The sequence below is a fragment of the Methylobacterium sp. HMF5984 genome (genome assembly GCF_045033435.1).
Taxonomy (GTDB): domain Bacteria; phylum Pseudomonadota; class Alphaproteobacteria; order Rhizobiales; family Beijerinckiaceae; genus Methylobacterium.
Map to the genome: position 1 here is coordinate 4,033,363 of NZ_JBJFLN010000001.1, position 26,016 is coordinate 4,059,378.

Sequence of the window (26,016 nt, forward strand, 5' to 3'; positions counted from 1 at the left end):
GATGATGGCGACGCGGCCAGTGGACTTCCGCAAGGGCATGGACGGGTTGGCCGCGCTGGTGCGGGATGCGATGGGCGCGGATCCGTTCTCTGGCACGGTCTGAGTGTTCCGCTTGAAGCGCGCCGACAGGGCCAAGCTCTTGTTCTGGGACGGGAGTGGGGTGGTCCTGGCGACCTAGCGCCTGGAGGCCGGTCAGTTCTGCTGGCCGAAGATCGAGGATGGCGTCGTACGACTCACGGCGGCGCAACTCGCGGCCTTGCTCGAAGGGTTCGACTGGAAGCGGATTCACGCGGCACGCACGGTCATTGCCCCAGCGCTGGCAGGGTGAACAAAAAGGTCGAGCGCAAGCGGCCTGTTACGATGGTAAGCTTCTGACGAATATGCTTTAATCTACTCCGTGGCCAAGCCTTATTCACGCCTGTCCGACGATCCTGAGACGCTCAAGGCGCAGCTCGTCGAGGCGCAGGCCGACAACGAGCGGCTGCGCCAGATCATCCTGGCGATGCAGCGCCACCGCTCCGGACGCCGGGCCAAGAGTCCGGCAGGACGGGCACCGGGCGTGATTATGCCGAGCCTGGGCAATAATAGTAAGGGCGGCGCGGCCGTCGTGAGCGACACGGATGAGGCGGCAGCCAGGCAGAGAGTAGAGCAAGGTCATGCCCCGATCTGCATCTCGGACACCGACCTTCACCACCGGCCAGCTGTCAAGCTAATCCCTCCACCAAACTCGGCTATGAGACACTCTAGGGCCTGTCGTCGTCTGAACGGATTGGCTTGGCTAGCGTTTTCGTTTCTCTGATGCAGGAGGAACGATGCTGAGCGACGCCCAGTGGTCTGAACTGGAGCCTTTGGTCGAGGCCTGCCGGCCCAAGGCCAAGACGCCCCCACAGGATCTCAGACGCACACTCTCAGCCAATCCTCTGGCGGCATCAGAACGGGGCCAAGTGGCGGGCCATTCCAGAGGATCTGGGGCCGTGGTGGCGCGCGGCGCAGGTCTTCATCCGCTGGTCGCGTGCTGGCGTCTGGGAGCGGCTGCTCGGCCTCGTGCAAGAGCAGGGCGTCCAGCTTGGTATGGTGTTCCTCGATGGCACCAACGTGCGGGCGCACCAAAAGGCGGCAGGCGCCGCCAAAAGGGGGGATGGCCTGACCGGCTGGCTTTGGACCGGGCTGATTGAGAGGATCAGCCAGGACCAAAGGAGTTGGACATGCGGCGAGGCCAGAAGACGAACGCGGAGCAGGTCGTGCTCAAGCTGCGTCAGATTGAGGTGCAGACGGCCCAGGGCAAGAGTTTGGCCCTTGCATGCAGGGAGGCGGAGATCTCCGAGCAGAGTTACTACCGCTGGCGCAAGGAGTACGGCGGCCTTCAGGTCGATCAAGCCAGGAAGATGAAGGATCTGGAGCGCGAGAACGCTCGTCTGCGCCGGCTCGTCGCCGACCTTTCTCTAGAGAAGCAGGTGCTGGCGGACGTCGCCTCGGGAAACTTGTAGCCCCCGAGCGACGCAGGCAGGCGGTGAACGGCATCCGCGAGAAGTACGGCCTCTCGGAACGTCACGCCTGCCGGATCGTCGGTCAGCACCGCGGCACGCAACGCTACGTGCCTACCGTGCTGGCCGACGAGGATGCACTGACCCAGGCCATGATCGCCCTGGCGTCCGAGTACGGACGCTACGGCTACCGCCGAGTCACCGCGCTGCTACAGGCAGCCGGCTGGCAGGTAGGCAAAGACCGGGTTCAGCGCATCTGGCGTCGCGAGGGGCTGAAGGTCCCCAGCCGACATAGACCCCGCAGCCGCTTGTGGCTGAACGACGGCTCCTGCGTGCGGCTACGACCGCTTCATCGCAATCACGTCTGGAGCTTCGACTTCGTGCAAGCCCAGACGCACGATGGGCGCTCTCTGCGCATCCTAACGCTGATTGACGAGCACAGCCGTGCCTGCCTCGCGCTGAAGGTGGCGCGGCGCATCAACAGCGTCGGCGTGATCGAGGCGCTGGCCGACGCGATGTGCCTGCACGGCATCCCGGAGCACATTCGCTGCGACAATGGCCCAGAGATGATCTCCAAGGCGTTGCGCAAATGGGTCGCCAAAGCTGGCTCACAGATCCAGTACATCGCGCCAGGATCCCCGTGGGAGAATGGCTACTGCGAGAGCTTTAACGGCAAGCTGCGCGACGAGTGCCTACGCCAGGAGATCTTCTACTCGCTGAAGGAGGCGCAGATCGTGATCGGTCTCTGGCAAACCACCTACAACCGCGTTCGACCGCATTCGTCGCTGGGCTATCGGCCGCCCGCGCCCGTCAGCTACCCGGGTCTGGCCTTCCGGCTACCCATGGCCGCCACCATGCAGTAGCCTCTCAATTGGCTCGGTCCAAAATACCGGTCAGGTCAGGGGCATCGGCCCCTCGCCTCGGAGGTTTTAGAACGGGAGGAGCCGCCGAAAGCGGGCAATGTTCACGAGCGCCATGAGGGACGAGGCCACGTAAGTGAGGGCTGCGGCGCGCAGTACGGTGCGGGCGCCGGGCATGTCGCCTGCGTCGAGGAAGTGACCCGTCTCCAGGATGGGCAGGGCCCGGCGGAAGCTCGCGTCGAGTTCGACGGGCAGTGTCAGGACGTGGAACACGAGGCGAACGCCGAGGAGTGCGATGCCGACACCGACCTGTAGGGCGAGCAGCACCGGCGAATGGACGAGAGCGAGCACCACGGGCGCAGTCATCATCACCATTGCCGCAGCAAACTCGAAGCCCTGCACGACCGGGGCAAAACTCACCCGCGCCGCGAAAAGCCGGTCCCCCGCCGCGTGCTGGAGCGCGTGGGAGACCTCGTGTGCCGCGACCGCGACCGCCGTGATCGAGCGGCCGTCATGGTTCCCCGGCGACAGCCGCACGACGTTCGCGACCGGGTCGTAGTGGTCGGCTGGCGCTATCTCGACGGAAACGTGCGTCAGCCCCGCCAAGTCGAGCAGATGACGGGCGAGTTCACCTCCGGTCCCGGGCAGATCCGGCCGCTCGGTCGCGTGTTGCCGCATCGCCCGGCGCACCCACCACTGGGGGCCGAACACAAGGCCGAACAGGAGGGCGCCGAGCGCTAGGAGGATGGGCACGTCAGATATGTAGCGGTGCCGCCGTATCCGTGAAAGCGCGGTGCATGCCTCCGCCTCCGGCACGTCTCGGGCTACCCGCCGCCGTCGGGGTCGGGCAACGGGGGCGCGGGCTGATCGCGGGCTGGGTGGGATGCTGATGGCTCCACAGATGGAGCTTCATCATGCACTCGACGAACGGAACCACCCGCCGCCCCTGGAACCTGGGCCGCCTCATCGGGCCCAAGCCGCCGTTCAAGCCCAAGCACATCTGGGCGATCCGTACCCGCCTACAGCACGAAGGCCGTACCCGCGATCTTGCCCTGTTCAACACGGCTATCGATAGCAAGCTGCGGGGCTGTGACCTCGTCCGCTTGCGTGTGGCCGACGTCTACCTCGGCGATGGCATTCGCCTGCGTACCACCATCATCCAGCAAAAGACCGGCCGGCCCGTCCCATTCGAGCTGACCGAGACGACCCGCGAGACGCTGGCGGCTTGGCTGAAGCTGCGGGGACTGCGAGCAAGTGACTGGCTGTTTCCCAGCCGCAGCCGTCCCGGCGAACATCTGACGACGCGACAGTACGGGCAGCTCGTCGACGAGTGGGTGACCCTGATCGGCCTCGACCCAGCGGGCTACGGCACGCACAGCCTGCGCCGGACGAAGGTCGCGCTGATCAACCGGCGCACCGGCAACCTGCGCGCCTGCCAGCTGCTGCTCGGGCACACGAAGCTAGAGAGCATGGTGCGTTACCTCGGCATCGAAGCGGACGACGCGCTGGTGATGTCCGAGCAAACCGACATCTGACGCTTATCGCGGCGGCCCTCATGGGCTGCCGCACCAAACTCCTCGCCGTCCGAGAAGGGTGGGAAGCGGGCTTTAGCCCTCCGCCCGGAAGCAGACGTTCCGCCTCCGACCCATACCAGCCACGCAGAGAATTGCCGGGACATTCCGAAGGCGGCCGTTGGTGGCAGGCTGGTGATCGATGAGGTGGAGCGATCGACACCTACGACATCCCACCTCCTCGACTACCGAAATCCCGCTTTTAAGTCGTCTGTCCACCGTCCACATTCAGGATGGCCCCGGTGACATGCCTGGCTGAAGGACTCGCCAGGAAGGTGACGGCGGCGGCGACGTCCTCTGGCGTTCCATACCGGCCGAGCGGACTGAGGCTACGCTGAAAGTCGGAGAACTCGCCTTTTGCCGGGTTCATGTCGGTATCGGTGGACCCAGGTTGGACCAGATTGACCGTGATGTCGCGCGATCCAAGTTCGCGCGCGAGGCCGCGCGTGAAGGAGTGCAGGGCAGATTTCGTCATGAAGTAGATCGCACCCGTGTCGCCGACGATGCGTTCGGCACCCGCTGAGCCGATCGTCACGATGCGCCCGCCTGCAGGAAGATGAGGAATGGCGGCCTGCGCCGCGAGCAGCGGCCCCCGCACGTTCACGTCGAACAAGGCATCGATCGTCTCGACGCTGACATCCGCGAACGTCGAGTAGAGCGCGATCCCGGCATTGTTGACGAGAATGTCCAAGCCCCCGAGTGCCTGGACAGCTTCGGCCACCGCCCGTCTAACCGCCGACGGATCTGCAGAGTCTGCCTGGATGGCAGCCGCCCTCCGGCCCTTGCTTTCGATCGATTTGACGACCTCCGCGGCACGGTCTGCCGAACGCTCGTAGGTGATCGCCACGTCAGCGCCCTTCTCGGCGAGCGCGATTGCGATAGCTGCACCTATCCCACGCGAAGCACCCGTGACGAGGGCGCGCTTCCCAACCAATTCCTGCATCGCTCAACCTTTCTGTATCGTTCGACACAGAAATGGCTAAGCATATAGGCGATCCCGGTCAAGAGATTTATATATCGAACGATGCAGAAACCGGATCAGAGACCAGGCCCCCCCGGAGCGCGTCAGGTTCGAGGTCGAGGACGCCCTCGTGCGTTCGACCGTGAGGCGGCGCTCTCTCAGGCGATGCGTCTGTTCTGGTGCAAAGGCTACGAAGCAACCTCCATCGCCGATCTCACGGAAGCGATGGGGATTGGATCGCCGAGCCTCTATGCCGCCTTCGGTTCGAAGGAGGCGCTCTATGCCGAGGCGCTACGCCATTACGTCCACACCTACGAGGCTCTTGTCTGGGGTCGGTTCCGGGCGGCGGGGACGGCGCGCGAGGCTGTTGAGGCTTTTCTCAAGGACTCCGCCGCCGCCTTGACGGGCTCGGTCACCGACATTCCGCGCGGCTGCATGGTGACGCTGTCCTCGGTCGGGAATGAGGGCCACGCCGAGCTCGGGGATCTCGTGCGCTCGGCACGCGCAGGTACGCTTGAGAGCCTGCAGGCGTGCCTGGAGAGGGCTATGGGTGCGGGCGAGCTCCCAGCGTCCACCAACGTTCGCGCTCTTTCCCGCTTCGTGCAGACCGTTCAGAACGGCATGTCGATCCTGGCCCGTGATGGCGCGAGCCGGGAAGAGTTGGACGCGGTCGCCGATATCGCGATGGCTGGCTGGGACGCCCGAATTGCCGAGTCTATAGTCGACGACGTCTGATGGACTGGTCTTTTCCCGAAAGCGGACCGGCGACAACTCACCCATCCTGGCCATAGAACGGTTAGGCCGGTGTCGACCCAGCCTGGCCAACGCGGGTGCTTCGCCTCGTTCCGGAAAGCAGACGCTCAGCGTGCGTCATGTATCGGCTTCGCCCTCGCCTGCGTTGTTTGCCGTCAGTCGGGTGCGCAATACGCTCAAGACGCGAAGGGTGGTCGCCAGTTCGTCCGAAGACAGACCCCTCGACAATTCGTCGGCAGCCGGGTCCCAGGATCGGATCGCGTTGTCGTAGGCACGCTTGCCTGCCTCGGTCAGCACGACCAGTTGCGCCCGCTTGTGATGCGGATTGTCCTGGAACTGGATCAAGCCTTCCCTCGCAAGCTCGTTGACTATGCGCTGGACGTTTTGCCGGTTCGCCCCGAGGTCGCGGGCGAGCCATGCCACCGGCTGCGGTCGGTCGGCGTAGGCGATGGCCCCCATGATCTGCCAGCGGGCGCTCGTCAGGCCGAAGGGTCGAACCAACCGGTCGCCCCAGACGAGAGTGGCGTTGTTCACGCGGAAGAGGGCGAGGATGAGATCGGTCAGCGTTTCAGCCGAGGGCGTTCTACGAGGCATACGGGAACCCTATTGACACCATGATGTCGATCTGCGAGCTTTGACATCACGATGCCATTTTGGCTTCGTTGTGACAAGGAGAGCGGCATGCCTAGGTTTGTGGAGATGGACGCGACCGTCACGCTCGCAGACCAGTTACGTGACGACACGAACGGTCCGGTGGTGCTGATCAACACGCTCGTCGTCCCACCCGAGGATGCCGACGCCTTGCTGAAAGCTTGGAGCCGCGATGCCGCGATCATGAAGCGTCAGCCAGGCTTCATCTCGACCCAGCTTCATCGAGGCACAGCCGGCAGCGGCACGTTCTTGAACTATGCGGTCTGGCAATCCGTGGCGCACTTCCGGGAAGCCTTCGCAAACCCCGAGTTCAGAGCGGAGATAGGAGCCTATCCAGACAAGGTGACAGCAAGCCCGCACCTGTTCCGCAAGGTAGAGGTTCCCGGCATCTGTACGGCATGAACTGCCAAGATACCCTGTTGTCTCGCCAAGATGGGAGATGCTGATGTACTGGTTCTCAATAGGCATCGCGGTGTTGGCCGCGCTCGGGATCATCGTCATCGGTCTTATGTACTTGGCGTGCCCAAGGGCAGCGACGGCCAGCTTTGGCCTGCCGCTGCCTGAAGCCGGGACGAATGTCGCATGGTGGCTGCGCCTCAAAGGCGTGCGCGACATCGTCTCGGGGCTGGTGGTGCTGGCCTTGATGGTCTCGGGTGGACCGCGTCTTCTCGGTATCGTCCTCCTGATTGAGGCGATGATCCCAGCGGGCGATATGGCGCTGATCCTGGCCGCGCACGGCTCGACTAGCCGCGCACTGGGCATTCACGGGGCGACGGCAGTGCTGATGATCGCAGGTGCCATCCCCCTGATCGCCGGCATAGTTTGACGATCCCCCTACCGCTTCGACCGCACCTGAACCTGCGCTCGCCTGTTCGCTTCTCAATACTCTCGTCACAAAGCCGACTGTCGCCTTTCCACCCCGAGCGGTCATTCCGCTGGCGACCCAACACAGCCGCTGGAAGCGTCGTCGGCGTTCCCCCGAAGCGGACGTTCGTCGACCATCCGGCAACTTCAGCTTGGGGTGGGTAGCAGAAGTCAGCCTCTAGCCTCGAAGCGGACGTTCCGCATCCGACCCAACTCGGCCGCCTGGATCGCTATGTGCAGTTCCCTTGAGCAACCCTTCGTCGGCCGTTCGGCCACTTCGGGTTAGAGTGTGAAAGTGGTTAGGGCGATTTCCGTTATCGTCTAATTGCGAACGATCCCGCATCGTTTGATCCATTGCTGCGGTAAGACGTTCACCGCGATGTTCGGCGGCAACACGTAGAACGCAATCTTTCGATAGCTCCAGGCATAGGGGGTGCAGCCCTTCAAGGCCGCTGTGTGAAGGAAAAATTGAAAGTCGGCAGGAGCTTCGCGAATTGATCTGAAAAAAGAATGTTCTTCGACCTCGTCTGGCTTGAACGCGAGGACTTCACGATGCCTGATCCCATCGGCGTAAAGACCTACTGTCATTGTTGGAAGAAGCACAGCGAGAATTAGGGAGATAGCTGGACGCAGGAGCGCAGGTATTGCGTCCCGAGCGGGTCGCATGAAGATCAAACCAGCGGCCGCAAAGCTGATGATGGCGATCCCCTGCCAATAAGGAGCGCCGAGGCGACCGGACCAGAACGTTGCAAGAGCGATCGGCTGAAACAGATCACCGAACAGCACCACCGTCACCACGACATAAGCAAGTGCGGTCAGCAGGAGCTTCACAAATAGCATCTCAGCTTGGCCTCACTGTCCTAGGCGCTCGTGCGCAACGCGCTGTAGCAACTACCTAGGCACTTCTTACGTGTCGTTGCGGATCCCCACGGCTATGTGTGCTTCGATGCATCCACCGTCCAGGAGCGGACCGGCAGGAACCCACCCCTCTCAGACGCCCCGGAAACTCTCGGCACCGGCAAGACATGGCCGAAAGCGGCTGGTCAGCTTCGGAGAAGGCCCAGAGGAAAAGCGGACAGTCCTCAAGCGACCCGACCCAGCCGCCCGGACCGCAGTCGGTGTTTCTCCAATGCAGCCATTCGTCAGCCGTACAGGAACTTCGGCTTGGGGGCCTACCAGGGCAGAGTCTTACCTCGGTAGTCGAGATACTGGGCGCCGGGCTCGCCGAGCCGCGCCGCGATCACGTCGGCGAGGCCCGTGACGCTGGTGGCCACGTCGATATCGGCTCCATCCCCACCCATCTCGGTGCGGACCCAACCCGGATGCAGGACCAGCACGGAGACGGCCTCCGCCCGGTGGCGGATCTCGAAGCTGCGCGCCAAGGTGTTCAGCGCCGCCTTGCTGGCCCGGTAGGTCTCCCAGCCGCCCGCCTCGTTCAGGCTGACGCTGCCGAGGATCGAGCTCATCAAGGCGAGGCTGCCGCCCGGCGCGAGACGATCCAGGAAGGTCTCGGCGAAGCGGATCGGGCTGATCGCGTTGGTTAGATAGACCTGCGCGGCGACTGCCCGAGGCACCGCGTGCAGCGGATCGTGCGCTTGCGTGGCGACGCCCGCCACCACGAAGATCAGGTCGAAGCGCTCGGAGGCCAACCGGTCATGCTGGGCGGCGACGCTGGCATCGTCGTCGATCTCGGCGGTCTCGACGCGCAGGGTGTCTGCCTTCAGGCGGGCGAGATCGGGGGACGGTTTGCGCTGGGTGGCGGTGACGCGCCAGTTGCGTTTCAGGAAGGTCTCGACGAGGCCGAGCCCGAGGCCGCGGGACGCCCCGACGATCAGAGCGCTCTTTTCGGATTGGGTCATGGTGGGTCTCTGGGATCGGTTGGCCGGATAAAGCTTCAGCGGGCCCGGCGGTTTCATGACCGGGTGGGGGGCCGAGTTGGGTGGCAACCGGGTCTTGACCTTTCGTCTCGAAACGGACTTTCAAGTTCCGACCCAACCCGGACGCTCGGACGCCCGCCGAGATTTCCCCGAAGCAGCCGTTCGTGGCCGCTCGTCTGCGGCGATGCGGCGTTCGCATACTCTCGATCAGTTTACTTGCATTCGTGTAGGCAGCTTTTTCTAGATGTCCCCTGATAGGGAGTTCGTCTTTTGGCCCATGGTTTGAGCCGTCGTCAGACGCTCTTGGGGGCGGGAGCGTTGTTGATGGGGCAGCAGGTTGACCTGACCGGTATTTTGGACCGAGCCAATTGAGAGGCTACTGCATGGTGGCGGCCATGGGTAGCCGGAAGGCCAGACCCGGGTAGCTGACGGGCGCGGGCGGCCGATAGCCCAGCGACGAATGCGGTCGAACGCGGTTGTAGGTGGTTTGCCAGAGACCGATCACGATCTGCGCCTCCTTCAGCGAGTAGAAGATCTCCTGGCGTAGGCACTCGTCGCGCAGCTTGCCGTTAAAGCTCTCGCAGTAGCCATTCTCCCACGGGGATCCTGGCGCGATGTACTGGATCTGTGAGCCAGCTTTGGCGACCCATTTGCGCAACGCCTTGGAGATCATCTCTGGGCCATTGTCGCAGCGAATGTGCTCCGGGATGCCGTGCAGGCACATCGCGTCGGCCAGCGCCTCGATCACGCCGACGCTGTTGATGCGCCGCGCCACCTTCAGCGCGAGGCAGGCACGGCTGTGCTCGTCAATCAGCGTTAGGATGCGCAGAGAGCGCCCATCGTGCGTCTGGGCTTGCACGAAGTCGAAGCTCCAGACGTGATTGCGATGAAGCGGTCGTAGCCGCACGCAGGAGCCGTCGTTCAGCCACAAGCGGCTGCGGGGTCTATGTCGGCTGGGGACCTTCAGCCCCTCGCGACGCCAGATGCGCTGAACCCGGTCTTTGCCTACCTGCCAGCCGGCTGCCTGTAGCAGCGCGGTGACTCGGCGGTAGCCGTAGCGTCCGTACTCGGACGCCAGGGCGATCATGGCCTGGGTCAGTGCATCCTCGTCGGCCAGCACGGTAGGCACGTAGCGTTGCGTGCCGCGGTGCTGACCGACGATCCGGCAGGCGTGACGTTCCGAGAGGCCGTACTTCTCGCGGATGCCGTTCACCGCCTGCCTGCGTCGCTCGGGGGCTACAAGTTTCCCGAGGCGACGTCCGCCAGCACCTGCTTCTCTAGAGAAAGGTCGGCGACGAGCCGGCGCAGACGAGCGTTCTCGCGCTCCAGATCCTTCATCTTCCTGGCTTGATCGACCTGAAGGCCGCCGTACTCCTTGCGCCAGCGGTAGTAACTCTGCTCGGAGATCTCCGCCTCCCTGCATGCAAGGGCCAAACTCTTGCCCTGGGCCGTCTGCACCTCAATCTGACGCAGCTTGAGCACGACCTGCTCCGCGTTCGTCTTCTGGCCTCGCCGCATGTCCAACTCCTTTGGTCCTGGCTGATCCTCTCAATCAGCCCGGTCCAAAGCCAGCCGGTCAGGCCAAGGTCCCGGCCTTGGAAGCAGCCGAAGTTGGTCAACTGCCAATTTCCTCGCCGCAGGACGAAGGTTTTGCGGCCGACATCGGCGTGGTGCTCGACCAAGCCATCGTCGCGAAGCGGATATGGAACGTCCACGGCCTCGTTGTGGTCCGAAACGGCAAGGTCGTCCTTGAGCGCTATTTCGAGGGTGAGGATCGCGAGCGCGGTCGCGGCCCCGTAGGACGAGTGGCCTTCACCGCACAGACACTTCACGACCTGCGATCATGTTCGAAAAGCATCGTCGGCCTGCTGTATGGCATCGCTTTGCATCAGGGAAAGGTGCCGCCTCCGGAGGCCCCGCTTTTCTCTGCCTTTCCCGAATATGCCGACATCGCGGACAAGAACGGCCGGGATCGCCTCACAATCTACCACGCGCTGACAATGACGATGGGGAGCGACTGGGACGAGACCAGTTTCGACTACCCGGACCCACGTAACAGCGAAAATGCGATGGATGCCGCGCCGGACCGATACCGCTACGTGCTTGAACGCCCCATGATCCAGACGTCGGGCACGTACTGGACCTACTGCGGCGGGGCAACGGCGCTACTCGCGCGCATCATTACCAAGGGTACTAGCAAGACATTGCATGAATATGCCCGCGAGGCTTTGTTCGATCCCTTGGGAATGGGGCCGACAAAGTGGATCGCTGGCATGAATGGCGAACCATTGGCTTCCTCCGGGGCACGCATGACGCCACGTGATCTCGCACGGATCGGAATGCTGATGCTCGATGGTGGGAGAATGGGCGGGCGCGAGGTCGTACCCGCCGCTTGGTTGACGCGCTGCGTTACGCCCGCCGTCAGTGTCGATGAGACACGCCGCTACGGCTACCAGTGGTTCCTCCGTGATGTTGCCTTTGGCCGACCGAAGGGGTGGGCCCCAGGTCGGCTGGAGCGCATGTGGGTGGCACAGGGCTATGGAGGGCAGCGACTGTTCATCATCCCGGCTCTGCAACTTGTCATTGCGGTCACATCAGGAAACTACGGACAAGAAGAACAGTGGAAGCCGCCAACACGTATTCTGAATGATGTTGTGTTGGCGAACCTGCAATAGTCGCGTCCAAAAGCACCAGCAAAGAGCCGACCATACAATCGTTCATACGAAGTCGTGACCGGTTAGCTGGCGAGGTCTGCTTTTGCTCCGTCCCTGCCAGAATTCAGACCATCCGAAATCCACCCATCCCGGTCGCAGGCGACAGTCCGCCGAGTTGCCCGTGAGCGGACATTCTCAGGGTCAGCGAAGGGTCGACACCGGACGGACGGTCACCTGAAACTGAATGTCCGCTACCGGGCGGTCAGCTGATATCCGCTCATGGCGCGTTTCGGACCCGGGCGACGGGACGGCGCTTTGACGCACGACTGCGCGTGCTGAACGCGTGTCCTGGCGGCTACATTTCGCCTACCTCCTTCTACCTGCGCCAGCCGCAGACAAACCCACCGTCCCACCGCCGAGCTTCCCCTGCCGCCGCCGGCCGTACGACCGCCGCCACTTCCCACCCACCGACCTATCCTGCCTCCGCGGCGCGCCGTACGCCGGCCCCGTTCATCCCTCCGCCCGTTCCGGCAACCCCGTCCCGGCCGCACCCCTGCGGTCGCCACGAGGCAAACCCCACCATGGACGCCACCATCCCTCTGCCGCCGCTCGCCGATGCCAGCGGCCTTCATGATACCCACGGCATCCTCGCCGACACCGCCCGCGCGATCCTAGACCCCTCCGGCCTCGGCGCACCGCCGCCCCACCTGCCGCTGATCCCCGAGGTCGCCCGCCGCCGACGGCATGTATTCGTCCCCACCGACCACCGCTTCAAAGCCGCCGCTCGCTTCCTCCAGGCCCTCTGGCGCGAGGACCGCGGCCTGCCGATCGGCACGCACATGGACCGCGCCAACCCCCACCGGCTCCGCCGTCTCGGCTCGCGCATCTCGATCGCCGCCGGCCGCACCGGGGCCAACTTCATGACGCCCGACATCGCCGCCGTAGCCGCCAGGGCGCTGACCTACCGCGAGGCCGGCGCCGCCTACGACATCGGCCGCCTGCGCACGAACCTGCTGTCCTCGCAGCCGCTCGCCTTCAACCTGTTCGGCCCACTCGCCGCCGACACGGCGCTGGCCACCCGCTTCATGGCGGAGCTATTCCCCGGCACGCTGGCCGAGGTCACCGACATTCTGTTCGAGCACAGCCCTGGCCGTGGCGACCCGCGCTTCACGGCCGACCGCACTGCCTTAGACGTCGTCATTCGTGGCCGCAGTCCGACCGGCGCCCGCGCGTTGATCTGCATCGAGATGAAGTATAGCGAAGCCGGCCACGAGCCCGCGCCACCGCCCCATCCGCGGCACGCCGAGATTGCGCGCGCGACGCCCGGCCTCTTCATCGCGCCCAGTGACCCCGCACTGACCGGCTCAGCCTGCCAGCAGCTCTATCGGCAGCACTGCCTGGCATCCGCGATGCTCACCGCCGGTGTCGCGGACACGGCCACGCTCACGTTCATTGCGCCCGCCCACAATCAACTCGCACACGCCGCGGCCGCAACTTACAACTGCCAGCTCACGGACCCGCAGGCCGGCCCGATCCCGTTCATCCCGCTAACCCTGGAGCACACCTTCGCCGCCCTGGCAAAGGCCGGCCAACCGGAGCATGCCCGCGCGCTTCATCGCCGCTACACGGACTGGTGGCTCCTTGACGGCGAACTCGAACTCGCGATGGCGGCTACAATGGCAGACGCTCCGATGCCGGACATCGCACCGGTGTCGCCCGCGCCTACCGACGCCCCCTTCGTCGCAAACCCCGCCCCGCGCAAACGACCGCAGCGCGCCCGGCCGACGTCTCGCACCCGCGCTGCCGCCTGACGCACCTCGGGACGTCCCGACATGAGACGGCCCGGGCCTGCGGCAATCCCATGCCGCTGGCTCGAGTCCATTCTGATGCACATCCACACGGTTGCGAACGCAGCCGCGGCACCGACCCACCAGCAACCGCTCATCCCGCGGTTCTACCCGGTTCGCACCCCGCGCAAGTGTTTGAAACTATAGCGCCCTCGCCCCCACGGTTCCACGCACAAACGGGCTCCGCCGCGACCGGCGAGCTGTAGCTCGCCCCCGGCACGACAGCCGCCCTACACGGTGGCGCCATCACTGCCAGCGGTACGCAGAGCGCTCGTTCGTCCTGGCCGCTTTGAGCATTCCAAGATCGCGACGAATGACCGGGTCTGGCCGAAAGCCGCCGGTCCGCTTCGAAGGACGTCTGCTGAGAAAGCGGACAGGCCTCGCTTGAATGTCTCGTATCATCACTCTTAAGACAGTTGTCGGCCCTCACGAACAAGGGATAACTGGTGAGTCCGGCGTAAAGGCTCGACACCGATTTAGCCACTAGAACATCGAATTCATTTGCGGCCGGAGTCCGCGCCTTTATGCTGATCCTGAGCGCATGACCGTGATCTCGCTGATAGTTTCGGACGAGCGGGCTTGCAAGACTTTGAAGAGCATTGTGTAATCCTCATTCGAACGACATGCAGATTCGACCTTTCGGCATAGAGTAGCCAGCGATTCAAAACCGACCATGCTCGTTGCCGAGACCATCGCGTGCGCATCCTCAGCGATCTGCTTCCGATCGTGGGAGTTGGAAGACGGTCCGAACCGATGGGTAAGTTCGTCTGCCAACATCGCAAGCAAGCCGACCATGCGCTCGTGGCCGACCAAAACTTGGATCTCCTCGTAAACTGCGTGGTCCAGGCTGGAAGCCGGGGTGCTTTCAGTCCCACCCGACGACCATCGATCTATCGCCGATAGCAGTGCTTCTTGCCGGAACGGTTTGCCGACGTGATCATCCATGCCTGCGGCACGAAACTCCGTAAGCTGCTCCGGCAAGACGTTAGCGGTCATAGCCACGATCGGCACGCGAGCGGCAACGCCGTCCAAGGCTCGGATGCGCCGTGTTGCGCTCATACCGTCCATACCCGGCATCTGAATGTCCATCAGCACGAGGTCGTAGGTCTTAGCCTGCACCGCGGTTACCGCCGCGGCACCGTCGCCGACCACGTCGACGCTGTGCCCGGCGCGCTCGAGGATTGCGCGGGCGAGATCCTGGTTAAGCGGCACATCCTCAGCCAACAGTAGTCGCCGGCCTAAGCGGACGCCCGCGCTTGATGAAGGCTCGAAGGCAATAGCTGGTTCGGCCGCGATAGGCAGGTTGAGTGCGAACCAGAAGATCGAGCCCTGCCCGATCTCGCTCTCCGCATCGATCGCACCGCCCATACGCTCGACGAGCGCCTTCGAGATCGCCAGCCCCAGCCCGCTGCCGCCGTAGTCGCGTCCGATTGAGCCGTCGACCTGGCTAAAACGCTGGAACAGCCTGTCACGCTTGTCCGCCGGTATGCCGATGCCGGTATCTTGCACCGAGCAGAGTAGACGGACAGCGTCTTCAGACATGGCATCCACGGCCACGTTCAGATCGATCCGGCCTCGTGCGGTGAACTTCACGGCGTTGTTGAGCAGGTTCAGCAACACCTGCCGCAGTCGATCCTCGTCGCCCAACAGCCACGCAGGAACCATAGGATCGAAGCTGACGCCAAGCGTCAGTCCCTTCGCCTCAGCCGAGCCGCGAACGATCGACACCGTGTTGTCGATCAGTGTGACGGGTGCGAACGGCTGCGGGACGATCTCGACCTGTCCGGCCTCCAGCTTCGAGAAATCGAGCACGTCGTTGACCACGGTCAGGAGTGCCGCACCGGCCGTGCGGATGCGTTCGGCGTGCTGACGTGCGCGCAAACTGAGGTTTGGTTCCTCGCATAGGAGATCGGCGTAGCCGATCACCCCGTTCAGGGGGGTCCGGATCTCGTGACTCATCGATGCCAGGAACTCAGACTTTGCATGGCTCGCGGCTTCGGCCAGAGCCCGGGCCGTCTCCGCTTCGTGCGTCCGCTCAGCTACGCGCTGGGCCAACGTTGCGTTCAGATCGCGTAGGGCCGTCTCGGCTGCATCTCGCGCGGTGTCGTCGCGCACCGTGAGCACGGCGCCGATTTGTGCGCCATCTTGCCCAAGGAGCGGCTGAGCGTTGCCGATAGCAACGACCTCGGTGCCATCCGTCCGTCGAACTCGCCAACGCGCGTCCCGCACTATCTGTCCCGCTACAGCGCGGGCAAGCGGCAGATCGCGCGGCGGGTGAGGTCGGCCATCCTCGGTGAATAGGTGATAGGTGTCGCTGTAGGCATCCGGCTCTATGTCGAGCCGAGCCACGCCGTGGATCTCGGCTGCCGCCTTGTTGACAAGCGTGATCCTCCCTGCGGCGTCAGTGACGATAACGCCCTCGGCAAGCTGCGCCAGAATTGCCGCGCTCGTGGCCGTGGTAAAGTCGGCGCGTGCTCGTGCCTCCTGCAACTGCGCCTCGGTCACGGAGCGGTAACGCGCGTCACTCTCGCGAAGCGCATCCTCCATGGCCTTGCGCTGAGTGATGTCACGCAACGTCGCGACGTACCCGTCCGCCCGGCCCGTCGCCGCGTCATGGGTCAGATTGATCGAGATCTCCAGCCAGACCCAGTGCCCCTGCTGGTGACGATAGCGATGGCAGGTCGTGGTGCGCCCGACGCGCCCGGTCGTCAGTTCGACGAGGGTTTCCGCATAGCCGGTCGCTTCATCGGGATGAACCAAGTCGAGGGTGTGGGTGCCGATTAATTGCTCGGGGGCGTAGCCGAGCACGGCGGTGACGGCGGGCGAGACGTACTGCCGGGTCGTATCCAGGTCGCACCAGATGATGATGTCGGTGGCATTCTCCGCCAGTAGCCGGTGACGCGCTTCACTCTCTCGGATGAGGGCATCCGCCGCCTCGCGCCGTTCGATCTCGCGGCCGAGCAGAAGCAGGGCGCCAACGAGCACGAGCGTCAGCCCTCCGGCCACCGCCCCTTGTACGAGCGCAGACCGACGCCAATCGGCCAACATATCGTCCCGCGCGAACGCGGCGCCGACGTACAAGGGATACTCGTCGAGGAAGCTCAGGGCGACGACGCGCTCGACTCCATCCGTCATGGTGGCCGACCAGTACGGCTTCGTGTCCCGAGCCGGGACGTGTTGCCGATAGTTCTCGCCCTCGGCGAAATTCTTGCCGATGACGGAGGGGAGCGGTGGCGAGCGTACGAGTAGGGTGCCGTCTGATCGCCAAAGGGTAAGCCCCGCGCCCGGCCCGTTATGAATGGCCCCGTACACGCTTTCGAAGGTCTGCGGGTCGACGGTCGCCTGCAGGACGCCGAGAAACGTTCCGTCCGGCCCCTCGATGCGCCGAGCAACGGGGATCAGCACCTTACCGGTCAGGCGCCCGGTGATCGGATTGCCGATCACCACACCAGAATTCGGTCGATCACGCAGTGCCTGAAAGTAGTCGCGATCATGGACATCGAGCGGACGCGCAGGGAAGGCATCCGCTTCGACGGTCGCCCGGCCGTTCCGGTCGATGACGATGATGTTGTTCAGTCGCGAGTGCTGCATCTGATCGCGCAACGCGGTGTGGATTGCTTCCGATGGCAAGTCGACCCCCCGAGGCCCGACCAGGGGCGCTACGGCTCGCAGATAGGTGTCGATGGTCTCGAAGGTGCGAGCGGCATGCTGTTCGAGAGCGTGGGCGGTATTGGCCGCGCGAATCTCGGCGTCGGCGATCTCCTGCGCACGCTGATTGAAAACGGCAAAGCCGACGAGTGCGGGCACGCCGAGGCCGACCGCGAGCGCGGCAGTACGCGCGAGTGTCCCGAGCCTCATCTTCATCGTCGTACAGGCCGCTGCTCAGATCACGTCGGCCACGTCGCCTTCAAGGCCGCCGACCTGAGGAGGCTAGACCACAGGCTGGTGAACAGGCTGTGAGCATACTGGGGGTGTCACGACAGCGTGACTTCGCTGGTGGGTCTCTGCCGTTTCCTCAACCGATGCGATGGACTAGGTAACGAGAGGCGATCAGGATCATGGTCGTGTGCTCGATCGTCGTTATATGGCTCAACGAGCTCTTTGTGACGGCGTGCGGCGCGGGCTGCAGCTTTGCAGGCGGTCTTCCTTGGTCGCCGGGAATTCCAGATAATCCAGCGTCGACGAGATCATCTATAAGTTGCATCGCGCTGCCCCTGATTTGGCTTCCCTGTCTACCGCAGTGAAGGCAGCAACGGGCTTTTACGAGCTCGCAAGGGTGAGTTCAGTCAACCGACAGTAGCTAAACGGGGGTAACAGGCCTGCGTCGGAGCAGATGGAACTGCGAGGCGGACATTCGGATCCCGTGCGAGGCTGATGAGTGCGAACAGCCCAGGCACCACACCACCATCATAACAAATCGAGGCCCCCAGCTCCGAAACAGAGGGGCCAGTTCGCCGCGGAGTCCGCACGCTCTCCTGCGCAACGGCGCAACGGCGCGATCGGGTGCTGAGCCACGGCTGCGCCGTGCCGCGTCGCACTGGGTAGCCTCCGTCACGGCTGCGCGCTGTGAAGAGCTTGTCCCAGAGCGCATCATTCACAGTGCGGTGACCGACCGTATGACCCACCGACAGATCCAGCATCGAGACCCGCGAGTGATGTTGTTTGACGTCAAACTTTCCGTTTCCTTTCCAGTTCGCGCTCTAGGGACTCGCGCAAATGTGAGGCGGTTCGCCATTCGCGTGGTCGGCTGCGGCCTGGCCTTCAAGAGAGGCGACAACATCTTGATTTTAGAGATGGGCGCCTGATTTCGCGCTCAGGGTCAGATCACCCATCGCGCTACTCTGGCAAAGACGTGACGCACACAACGCGCCACCGTCGGCGACAGCTTAGTGGCACAATCTGCTTGATGATACCGGTCCTACGCCCAAGGGGATGCTGATGAACGAGATGACGATCGACAAGACCAATACAAGATCATACCCCATGGAAGGGAAATGCCCGTTCGGAGGCGACCGTATCGGCGGAGCTCTGGGGAGCCGCCCGGCGCTGGAGAACTGGTATCCCCACCGCCTGAGGGTCGAGCTCTTGCACCAGAACGGGGTCGCTGCCGATCCGCTGGGGCCTGATTTCGACTATGCCGCCGCATTTAATACGATCGACCTCGACGCGCTGAAGAGCGACATCAAGCAGTTCCTGACCTCGTCCGTGGCTTGGTGGCCGTCGGACTACAAGAATTATGGCCCGCAGATGATCCGGATGGCCTGGCACTCGGCCGGCACGTACCGCATCGCGGATGGGCGGGGCGGCGCCGGCACGGGCATGCAGCGGTTCGCACCGATCTCGAGTTGGTGGGACAACGGCAACACCGACAAGTCGCGCCGCCTCCTGCAGCCGATCAAGCACAAATACGGCAACGCCCTCTCCTGGGCTGACCTGATGGTGCTGACCGGCAACTGCGCCCTCGAGATCATGGGGCTGCCGACCTACGGCTTCGCCGGCGGGCGCCTCGACGCCTGGGAGGCGGACAACGCCACCTACTGGGGTCCCGAAGTCGTCGAGATGGGTTCGGTGTCGAGCTTCGACGACATGGTGAATCGCGACAAGCGCTGGCGGGGCAAGAACGGCGACACCGATTACGACCTGGAGAACCCGCTCGCGGCCTCCCACCAGGCGCTGATCTACGTGAACCCCGAGGGGCCCTACGCGAATGGTGATCCGCAGGGCTCGGCCAACGACATTCGCGTGACGTTCACCCGCATGGCCATGAACGACGAGGAGACGGTGGCGCTAATCGCCGGCGGCCACGCCTTCGGCAAGAGCCACGGCATGACGCCCGCCAAGGAGATCGGACCGCCGCCGGAAATGGCGCCCATGGAGGCGATGGGGCTCGGCTGGCACAACCCGAAGGGCACCGGTTCGGGCAAGGACACGATGACCAACGGCATCGAGGGGAGCTGGACCCCCGATCCGACCAAGTGGGACAACGCCTACCTGGAGAACCTCTTCAAGTTCGAGTGGGAGCAGACCAAGAGCCCCGCCGGCGCCCTGCAGTGGACGCCGAAGGACCCGAACGCGCCCAAGACCCCGGACGCCCATGTCGCGGGTCAGATGCATCCGCTCATGATGATGACCTCCGACATCGCCCTGAAGGTCGACCCGGAGTACCGCAAGGTCTGCGAGAAGTTCCTCAGCGACTTCGACGCCTTCACCCAGGCCTTCTCCAAGGCGTGGTACAAGCTCACCCACCGCGACATGGGCCCCAAGCACCGCTACCTCGGCCCGGAGGTCACGATCGAGGACGGCCTGCTGTGGCAGGACCCGATCCCGGACGCCACCTACGCCCCGGTGGGCGAGGCGGAGGTTGCCGCCCTCAAGCAGGCCATCATGGCGAAGGGCATCTCGGTCTCGGACCTCGCCTTCACCGCCTTCTCGGCGGCCGCGACCTACCGCGACAGTGACAAGCGCGGGGGGGCCAATGGTGGCCGTCTCGCCCTCGCTCCGCAGAAGGATTGGGCCGTCAATCGTCGGGCCGCCCCCGTGATCGAGGCGCTCCGGGCAGTGATGGCCGCGTTCAACGGCGGGCGCAGCGACGGCAAGCAGGTCTCGCTCGCCGACCTCATCGTGCTCGGTGGTTGTGCCGCCGTGGAGAAGGCCGCCCTGGACGCGGGCATCGAGACGCGCGTGCCCTTCACGCCTGGCCGGGTCGACACCACGCAGGAACTGACGGACATCGAGATGTTCGAGTGGCTGAAGCCCGTTGTGGACGGCTTCCGCAACTACGTCGATGACGGGTTCGGAGCGATCGCGCCCAGCCTGTCGCCGGAGGAGATGTTCCTCGACAAGGCCAACCTGCTGACGCTGACCGCACCGGAATGGGTGGTGCTGACCGGTGGCCTACGCGCCCTCAACGCCAACCACGACGGGTCGAACACGGGTATCTTCACCGACCGGGTGGGCGTGCTGACGACCGACTTCTTCCGCAACCTGACCGACACGGATCTCGTCTGGGAGAAGGCCGACACGGCCGGGACGACCTTCACGCTCAAGGACCGCAACAGTGGGCAGGCGAAATTCGACGCCACCCGCAACGATCTCGTCTTCGGGTCGAACGCGCAGCTGCGCAACATCGCCGATGCATATGCCGGCAGCGATGGACAGACTCGGTTTGTGGCCGATTTCGTGCGGGTCTGGGACAAGGTGATGATGCTCGACCGTTACGACGTGAAGGGGCACCGGCGCTCCGGGCCCATGGCGGCCTGATCCGCCGCCGTCGCGTCAGCCGACCCCCCCCCCGTCCCACCGCTCGGCGGGACGGGGGCAAACAGGGAGAGTCTTCACGGGTCTGGAATCGCGTATCGCCAACGCGTTTTCCTCTCCGTCGCTTTGTTTGTGTGAGCACAGGCCGCTGATGACACGACGTGATCTGCGCGATCACAGACCGAAATTCCGGAAATCGAGCGCGCATCGACGGCATCAGCTTCTCACGCCGCCACAGGCGCTGCGGCCTCGCGGCAAGCGTCCTTTCGGTTCGGGCGCGGCCGGCGATCCGGCCCGGCAGCGGCATGGTCGCTAGATCGTCACCGGGGATCGATTGAGAGCAAAGCGCTTGTGCACTAGCTTCTTTCTGCCGGCCCCTATCCGAGATGGCCGCTCCTGCACGCCATGCAGGTTGAAACAGGAGGACAGCGCATGACCGCACATGCGACCGGGGATCCGGGGCAAGCGCAGCCCTGGGGGCACCACAATACGGTGACGGTGGTCGATCCGTCGCCGGTGAATTGGCTCTCCATCACCTGGAATACGATGGAGGAGGCCAACCGCGTCGACCACGACGGGATCGGCCAGCCGAGCCTCGCTCAAGCTTGGCGCTGGCTCGACGGCGAAACCCTTGAACTGACGATGCGCGACGCGGTCTATCAGGACGGCGAGCCGTTCAACGCCGCGATGTTCAAGCTCGGCTTCGACAAGGTGCAGGAATGGACCAACCCGCATCCGCCGGGCGCCTTCCTGAACTTCGCCCGGGACGTCACCTGCGAGGCGGTGGATGACCGCACGATCCGGATGCGCTTCCCCGGCGGCGATTCCGCGGCGCTGATGAAGCTGCGCGGCATGCACCTGCCCTCGACGCGCTTCTGGAACGAGTGGGGATTCGTCGACCCGAAGACGGGGTCGGCCGAAGGCCATTGGTGAGTGATTGACGCGCCTGGTCCGTGGGGGACTGGCCCGTTCGTGCTCACTGAAGGCGTTTCGCTGATCGATTCGCGCTCCGACCGCGTGGTCATGGAGCCCAACGAGACCTATTGGAATCCCGACCGCAAGCCGACGGTCCGAATCATCTACGACAACGTGATCGGCAAGACCGAGGGCATCAAGTCGGTGGCGGCCGGTGACGGCCGGGTCGACGTGGTCTTCGACCTAACACCGGACGAGGCCAAGGCCTTCCCGGCGAGCGAGCATGGCAAAATCCAGACGCAGAAGGCGAAGACGATCCTCACGGGGGTCTTCAACGAGAACCGTCCGGACTTGCCCTGGCGCAACCCGGAGGCTCGCCGAGCGCTGAACCTCGCCATCGACCGGCAGGCCGTGCTCGATCAGGGCGCATACGGCTACGGCACGGTGATCCCGGCCTTCATCCAGCCCGGTCGCTACGGCGCCGACCCTGGCATGAAGCCGTTCTCCTACGACCCCGAGGCCGCCAAACGGGCGCTCGCGGCGGCGGGGATCGGCGGGCGGGACTTGGTGTTCGTCGCCTCACCCGCCTGGAAGGGCGTCGTCGAGGCGATCGGGCACTGCCTCTCGAAGGTCGGCCTTGGCTGCCGCTTCGTCAGTGCCAAGGAGGAGCCCCCGGAGGATTTCGACGTCAAGCTCGAATGGTACTTCGACTGGACGCCGCAATATCCGGTGGCCTGCGTGCATCGGGAGTTCTTCGGGAAGGACGCGACCCTTCGCCAGGGACCGGAGGATCCGGAGTTCGACGCCCTCTACGATAAGCTCCTGCACACGTCGAAGGAGCCGGACACGGAGGCGGTCGTGCGTGAGGTCGAACGCTACCTCCAGGACAAGGCCAAGGCCCTGTTCCTGTATTCGCCCTACACGCTGTTCGCCGTGTCGGACCGCGTGGCGTTCACGCCCTACGACACCTGCATGTCGGAACTGGCCGAGACCCGGATCAAGGGTTGAGGCGGCAGGCGGCGCGGGGGCTCCCCGTGCCGCCTGTCGTAGGTTCACGGCCGACCGGAGCGAGGACATCATGATCGTCGCCACCGCCGGCCATATCGATCACGGCAAGACGACCCTGGTGAAGGTGCTCACCGGGATCGATGCCGACCGGCTGCCGGAGGAGAAGGCCCGCGGCATCACCATCGATTTAGGCTTCGCCTATACGGCCCTCGGCGGCCGCACGATCGGCTTCGTGGATGTCCCCGGCCACGAGCGCCTGGTCCGCACGATGGTCGCCGGCGCCACCGGGGTGGATTTCGCCCTCATCGTCGTGGCGGCCGACGACGGTGTGATGCCCCAGACCCGCGAACACATCGCGATCCTCGACGTGCTCGGTCTCCGCCGCGGCCTCGTGGCCATCACCAAGAGCGATGCGGTCGATGCGCGACGCCTGTCCGAGGTCGAGGCGCAGACTCGGTCCGTGCTCTCCGAGACCGCGCTTGTGCAGGCACCCGTCATCGCCTGCTCGGCTTTGAACGGCGCCGGGATCCCGGACCTGGCCCGGCGTCTCGAAGCGGCCGCAGCCGACCCATCCCCCGCAGCGGCCGAAGGCGATTTTCGCCTCGCCGTCGATCGCTGCTTCACCGTCGTCGGCGCTGGCCTCGTCGTTACGGGGGCCGTCCATTCCGGCAGCGTCCGACCGGGCGACACGCTCCTCGTATCCCCGAGCGGTGTCGAAGCACGGGTGCGAGGCCTGCGCGTCGGTCACGACGCCTGCGCCGTGGCCGTAGCCGGACAGCGATGCGCCCTCAACCTGACGGGTCCCCGACTCTCGCGGGCCGGCATCCACCGGGGCGATTGGATCCTGGCGCCGCATCTCCACGGGCCGGCACGCCGCCTCGACGTGTCCCTGCGGATGCTGCAGAGCGAAACCCGTCCTCTGCGCCATCGAACGCCCGTCCACCTTCATCACGGCGCCGCTTCCGCGACCGGCCGGGTTCTGCTGCCGCAAGGATCCAGCGTCGAACCCGGTGCGGCGGCCATCGCGCAGATCGTCCTCGATGCCAGCCTGGGTGCGCTGCATGGCGACCGTTTCGTGTTGCGCGACGTCTCAGCCGTGCGCACCCTGGGCGGCGGGCGGATCATCGATATCGAGGGACCCCGCCGGGGAGCATGGTCGCCGGGGCGGCGCAGGGTCGTCGAGGCTCTCGACACGCCGGACCACGGGGCAGCGCTCACCCACCTCCTCGCCCACAGCGAGGCGGGTCTCGATCTCGATCACTTCGCGCGCTCGCGCAACGTCCCGGCCGCGAGGATGAAAGCCCTGTCGCGCGAGGTCGATCTCATAGCGGTCGACACGCCGCGCGAGCGCTTGGGCTTTGCAAAAGAGCGGATGACAGCGCTCGGAGAGTCGGTCGCCGCGATCCTCGACGACGCACACAGGTCCGAGCCGGACAATCCGGGCCTGACGGTCGAGGATTTGAGCGAACGCGTGGCCAGTGCCGACCGCCCCGCCTTGCGGGCGGCCCTCGACCCGCTTCTCGGCGCGGGCCGCATCGAACGGCGGGGGGCGCTCTACCACTTGGCTGGCCACGCGGTCCGGCTCGCTGCACCGGAGGCTGCACTCTATGAAGCCGTCCGCGCTGTTCTTGAGGAGGCGGGGCTCAACCAACCGCGCCTCGCAGATCTCGCCGCACGGGTCGACCGAGAGCCCGAGAACCTGCGCCCTCACCTCGATAAGTTCGGACGCCTCGGATGGCTGAAGCGCGTATCAGGACACTACTACGTCTTGCCCGATGTCTTGGAGGAGTTGGCTGACAGGGCGCGCGCTGTCGCGGCCGAGCATCCCCAGGCACTCCTCACGGTCGGCCGTTTTCGCGAGACCACCGGCATCAGCCGGAACCTGACCATGCCGCTGCTGGCCTACTTCGACGCGCGGGGCCTCACCACGCGTATCAATGATGGTCGCGTGTTTCATCCAGACAATCGCGACTTGTGACATTGATTTGCCCCGCACGGATGGACGAGATTTTTTTCACCTGGATCATGATTTGAGGCGAACTGGACGGATGAAGACTTGGCCATTCAAGACGTTCACGCAGGCTATCAGGTGACCTGACCGGTATTTTGGACCGAGCCGATTGAGAGGCTACTGCATGGTGGCGGCCATGGGTAGCCGGAAGGCCAGATCCGGGTAGCTGACGGGCGCGGGCGGGCGATAGCCCAGCGACGAATGCGGTCGAACGCGGTTGTAGGTGGTTTGCCATAGACCGATCACGATCTGCGCCTCCTTCAGCGAGTAGAAGATTTCTTGGCGTAGGCACTCGTCGCGCAGCTTGCCGTTGAAGCTCTCGCAGTAGCCATTCTCCCACGGGGATCCTGGCGCGATGTACTGGATCTGTGAGCCAGCTTTGGCGACCCACTTGCGCAGCGCCTTTGAGATCATCTCTGGGCCATTGTCGCAGCGAATGTGCTCCGGGATGCCGTGCAAGCACATCGCGTCGGCCAGCGCCTCGATCACGCCGACGCTGTTGATGCGCCGCGCCACCTTCAGCGCGAGGCAGGCCCGGCTGTGCTCGTCGATCAGCGTCAGGATGCGCAGAGAGCGCCCATCGTGCGTCTGGGCTTGCACGAAGTCGAAGCTCCAGACGTGATTGCGGTGAAGCGGTCGTAGCCGCACGCAGGAGCCGTCGTTCAGCCACAGGCGGCTGCGGGGTCTCTGTCGGCTGGGGACCTTCAGCCCCTCGCGACGCCAGATGCGCTGAACCCGGTCTTTGCCTACCTGCCAGCCGGCTGCCTGTAGCAGCGCGGTGACTCGGCGGTAGCCGTAGCGTCCGTACTCGGACGCCAGGGCGATCATGGCCTGGGTCAGTGCATCCTCGTCGGCCAGCACGGTAGGCACGTAGCGTTGCGTGCCGCGGTGCTGACCGACGATCCGGCAGGCGTGACGTTCCGAGAGGCCGTACTTCTCACGGATGCCGTCCACCGCCTGCCTGCGTCGCTCGGGGGCTACAAGTTTCCCGAGGCGACGTCTTTCCCGAGGCGACGTCCGCCAGCACCTGCTTCTCTAGAGAAAGGTCGGCGACGAGCCGGCGCAGACGAGCGTTCTCGCGCTCCAGATCCTTCATCTTCCTGGCTTGATCGACCTGAAGGCCGCCGTACTCCTTGCGCCAGCGGTAGTAACTCTGCTCGGAGATCTCCGCCTCCCTGCATGCAAGGGCCAAACTCTTGCCCTGGGCAGTCTGCACCTCAATCTGGCGCAGCTTGAGCACGACCTGCTCCGCGTTCGTCTTCTGGCCTCGCCGCATGTCCAACTCCTTTGGTCCTGGCTGATC

Annotated in this window: 17 protein-coding genes and 4 pseudogenes; 12 read left to right on the forward strand and 9 right to left on the reverse strand. The window is 64.6% G+C overall.

Translation table 11 applies throughout. The features are described from left to right. The first annotated feature begins 1 nt into the window (after window position 1). A pseudogene (gene tnpB / locus ACFZ8E_RS19625) lies at window positions 2–328 on the forward strand (IS66 family insertion sequence element accessory protein TnpB). Between the two features lie 84 nt (window positions 329–412). Here tnpB and ACFZ8E_RS19630 read toward each other — a convergent pair. Next, complete coding sequence (locus ACFZ8E_RS19630; protein ID WP_405044463.1) at window positions 413–658, reverse strand: hypothetical protein; 246 nt, start codon at window positions 656–658, stop codon at window positions 413–415. A 154-nt stretch (window positions 659–812) separates the two neighbouring features. Here ACFZ8E_RS19630 and ACFZ8E_RS19635 point away from each other — a divergent pair. Further along, window positions 813–1,137, forward strand: a pseudogene (locus ACFZ8E_RS19635) (IS5 family transposase); the annotation flags it as partial. A 68-nt stretch (window positions 1,138–1,205) separates the two neighbouring features. Continuing rightward, a protein-coding gene (locus ACFZ8E_RS19640) for an IS3 family transposase (RefSeq protein WP_405042273.1) occupies window positions 1,206–2,347 on the forward strand; the annotation gives its coding sequence in 2 pieces (ribosomal slippage) (window positions 1,206–1,473 and window positions 1,473–2,347; 1,143 coding nt in all). 66 nt (window positions 2,348–2,413) lie between these two features. On the opposite strand, the gene ACFZ8E_RS19645 is transcribed toward ACFZ8E_RS19640, so the two are convergent. Next, window positions 2,414–3,097: a zinc metallopeptidase gene (locus tag ACFZ8E_RS19645; protein WP_405043572.1), complete on the reverse strand. Its 684-nt coding sequence runs from the start codon at window positions 3,095–3,097 to the stop codon at window positions 2,414–2,416. Between the two features lie 161 nt (window positions 3,098–3,258). Here ACFZ8E_RS19645 and ACFZ8E_RS19650 point away from each other — a divergent pair, with 161 nt between their 5' ends. Further along, window positions 3,259–3,879 carry a tyrosine-type recombinase/integrase gene (locus ACFZ8E_RS19650; protein ID WP_405043573.1) on the forward strand — a complete coding sequence of 207 codons (621 nt, stop codon included), beginning with the start codon at window positions 3,259–3,261 and terminating at the stop codon, window positions 3,877–3,879. A 238-nt stretch (window positions 3,880–4,117) separates the two neighbouring features. Here the strand turns inward: ACFZ8E_RS19650 and ACFZ8E_RS19655 are convergent, their stop codons facing one another. After that, window positions 4,118–4,858 (reverse strand): SDR family NAD(P)-dependent oxidoreductase, encoded by a 741-nt coding sequence (locus ACFZ8E_RS19655; protein ID WP_405043575.1) that lies wholly within the window; start codon window positions 4,856–4,858, stop codon window positions 4,118–4,120. A gap of 81 nt (window positions 4,859–4,939) precedes the next feature. On the opposite strand from ACFZ8E_RS19655, the gene ACFZ8E_RS19660 reads away from it, so the two are divergent. Continuing rightward, window positions 4,940–5,611 carry a TetR/AcrR family transcriptional regulator gene (locus tag ACFZ8E_RS19660; protein WP_405043576.1) on the forward strand — a complete coding sequence of 224 codons (672 nt, stop codon included), beginning with the start codon at window positions 4,940–4,942 and terminating at the stop codon, window positions 5,609–5,611. A 135-nt stretch (window positions 5,612–5,746) separates the two neighbouring features. Here ACFZ8E_RS19660 and ACFZ8E_RS19665 read toward each other — a convergent pair whose 3' ends face one another. Continuing rightward, a complete protein-coding gene (locus ACFZ8E_RS19665) occupies window positions 5,747–6,223 on the reverse strand; it encodes a MarR family winged helix-turn-helix transcriptional regulator (RefSeq protein WP_405043577.1) in 477 nt (158 codons plus the stop codon). Window positions 6,224–6,310: 87 nt separating this feature from the next. On the opposite strand from ACFZ8E_RS19665, the gene ACFZ8E_RS19670 reads away from it, so the two are divergent. After that, window positions 6,311–6,682 (forward strand): antibiotic biosynthesis monooxygenase family protein, encoded by a 372-nt coding sequence (locus ACFZ8E_RS19670; RefSeq protein WP_405043578.1) that lies wholly within the window; start codon window positions 6,311–6,313, stop codon window positions 6,680–6,682. Between the two features lie 43 nt (window positions 6,683–6,725). Further along, window positions 6,726–7,106 carry a DUF4267 domain-containing protein gene (locus ACFZ8E_RS19675; RefSeq protein ID WP_405044421.1) on the forward strand — a complete coding sequence of 127 codons (381 nt, stop codon included), beginning with the start codon at window positions 6,726–6,728 and terminating at the stop codon, window positions 7,104–7,106. 359 nt (window positions 7,107–7,465) lie between these two features. Here the strand turns inward: ACFZ8E_RS19675 and ACFZ8E_RS19680 are convergent, their stop codons facing one another. From ACFZ8E_RS19680 to ACFZ8E_RS19690, 3 genes are all read right to left on the reverse strand, one after another. Next, the gene (locus tag ACFZ8E_RS19680) at window positions 7,466–7,975 is read right to left on the reverse strand and encodes a hypothetical protein (protein WP_405043579.1); all 510 of its coding nucleotides are present in this window, start codon (window positions 7,973–7,975) and stop codon (window positions 7,466–7,468) included. A 341-nt stretch (window positions 7,976–8,316) separates the two neighbouring features. Continuing rightward, window positions 8,317–9,003, reverse strand: coding sequence for an SDR family oxidoreductase (locus tag ACFZ8E_RS19685; protein WP_405043580.1), 687 nt, complete (start codon window positions 9,001–9,003; stop codon window positions 8,317–8,319). A 394-nt stretch (window positions 9,004–9,397) separates the two neighbouring features. Then, window positions 9,398–10,539, reverse strand: a protein-coding gene (locus ACFZ8E_RS19690) for an IS3 family transposase (protein ID WP_405042273.1) whose coding sequence is annotated in 2 segments (ribosomal slippage) — window positions 9,398–10,272 and window positions 10,272–10,539 — 1,143 coding nt in all. Because the reading frame shifts where the segments join, the coding sequence is not laid out codon by codon here. A 77-nt stretch (window positions 10,540–10,616) separates the two neighbouring features. On the opposite strand from ACFZ8E_RS19690, the gene ACFZ8E_RS19695 reads away from it, so the two are divergent. Together ACFZ8E_RS19695 and ACFZ8E_RS19700 are read left to right on the forward strand one after the other, a co-directional pair. Beyond that, window positions 10,617–11,696, forward strand: a complete 1,080-nt coding sequence (locus ACFZ8E_RS19695; RefSeq protein ID WP_405043581.1) for a serine hydrolase domain-containing protein — start codon at window positions 10,617–10,619, stop codon at window positions 11,694–11,696. A 560-nt stretch (window positions 11,697–12,256) separates the two neighbouring features. Continuing rightward, window positions 12,257–13,486 carry a PGN_0703 family putative restriction endonuclease gene (locus tag ACFZ8E_RS19700; RefSeq protein ID WP_405043582.1) on the forward strand — a complete coding sequence of 410 codons (1,230 nt, stop codon included), beginning with the start codon at window positions 12,257–12,259 and terminating at the stop codon, window positions 13,484–13,486. 558 nt (window positions 13,487–14,044) lie between these two features. On the opposite strand, the gene ACFZ8E_RS19705 is transcribed toward ACFZ8E_RS19700, so the two are convergent. Further along, the gene (locus ACFZ8E_RS19705; protein WP_405043583.1) at window positions 14,045–17,380 is read right to left on the reverse strand and encodes a PAS domain S-box protein; all 3,336 of its coding nucleotides are present in this window, start codon (window positions 17,378–17,380) and stop codon (window positions 14,045–14,047) included. Window positions 17,381–18,460: 1,080 nt separating this feature from the next. On the opposite strand from ACFZ8E_RS19705, the gene katG reads away from it, so the two are divergent. The 3 genes and pseudogenes from katG to selB all read left to right on the forward strand — a co-directional run bounded on the left by katG (window position 18,461) and on the right by selB (window position 24,680). Beyond that, window positions 18,461–20,782, forward strand: coding sequence for a catalase/peroxidase HPI (katG, locus tag ACFZ8E_RS19710; RefSeq protein WP_405043584.1), 2,322 nt, complete (start codon window positions 18,461–18,463; stop codon window positions 20,780–20,782). Window positions 20,783–21,325: 543 nt separating this feature from the next. Next, a pseudogene (locus ACFZ8E_RS19715) lies at window positions 21,326–22,702 on the forward strand (ABC transporter substrate-binding protein). A gap of 70 nt (window positions 22,703–22,772) precedes the next feature. Then, window positions 22,773–24,680, forward strand: a complete 1,908-nt coding sequence (gene selB, locus ACFZ8E_RS19720) for a selenocysteine-specific translation elongation factor (RefSeq protein ID WP_405043585.1) — start codon at window positions 22,773–22,775, stop codon at window positions 24,678–24,680. Window positions 24,681–24,830: 150 nt separating this feature from the next. Here selB and ACFZ8E_RS19725 read toward each other — a convergent pair. Next, window positions 24,831–25,989: pseudogene (locus ACFZ8E_RS19725) on the reverse strand (IS3 family transposase). Window positions 25,990–26,016: the final 27 nt, after the last annotated feature.

What these genes read in the sequence shown, in the direction of transcription:
- ACFZ8E_RS19675 (WP_405044421.1), top strand. Translation starts at nt 6,726, where the DNA reads ATGTACTGGTTCTCAATAGGCATCGCGGTGTTGGCCGCGCTCGGGATC.
- ACFZ8E_RS19650 (WP_405043573.1), top strand. Translation starts at nt 3,259, where the DNA reads ATGCACTCGACGAACGGAACCACCCGCCGCCCCTGGAACCTGGGCCGC.
- ACFZ8E_RS19655 (WP_405043575.1), bottom strand. Translation starts at nt 4,858, where the DNA reads ATGCAGGAATTGGTTGGGAAGCGCGCCCTCGTCACGGGTGCTTCGCGT.
- ACFZ8E_RS19700 (WP_405043582.1), top strand. Translation starts at nt 12,257, where the DNA reads ATGGACGCCACCATCCCTCTGCCGCCGCTCGCCGATGCCAGCGGCCTT.
- katG (WP_405043584.1), top strand. Translation starts at nt 18,461, where the DNA reads ATGAACGAGATGACGATCGACAAGACCAATACAAGATCATACCCCATG.
- selB (WP_405043585.1), top strand. Translation starts at nt 22,773, where the DNA reads ATGATCGTCGCCACCGCCGGCCATATCGATCACGGCAAGACGACCCTG.
- ACFZ8E_RS19670 (WP_405043578.1), top strand. Translation starts at nt 6,311, where the DNA reads ATGCCTAGGTTTGTGGAGATGGACGCGACCGTCACGCTCGCAGACCAG.
- ACFZ8E_RS19685 (WP_405043580.1), bottom strand. Translation starts at nt 9,003, where the DNA reads ATGACCCAATCCGAAAAGAGCGCTCTGATCGTCGGGGCGTCCCGCGGC.
- ACFZ8E_RS19665 (WP_405043577.1), bottom strand. Translation starts at nt 6,223, where the DNA reads ATGCCTCGTAGAACGCCCTCGGCTGAAACGCTGACCGATCTCATCCTC.
- ACFZ8E_RS19660 (WP_405043576.1), top strand. Translation starts at nt 4,940, where the DNA reads ATGCAGAAACCGGATCAGAGACCAGGCCCCCCCGGAGCGCGTCAGGTT.
- ACFZ8E_RS19630 (WP_405044463.1), bottom strand. Translation starts at nt 658, where the DNA reads ATGACCTTGCTCTACTCTCTGCCTGGCTGCCGCCTCATCCGTGTCGCT.
- ACFZ8E_RS19705 (WP_405043583.1), bottom strand. Translation starts at nt 17,380, where the DNA reads ATGAGGCTCGGGACACTCGCGCGTACTGCCGCGCTCGCGGTCGGCCTC.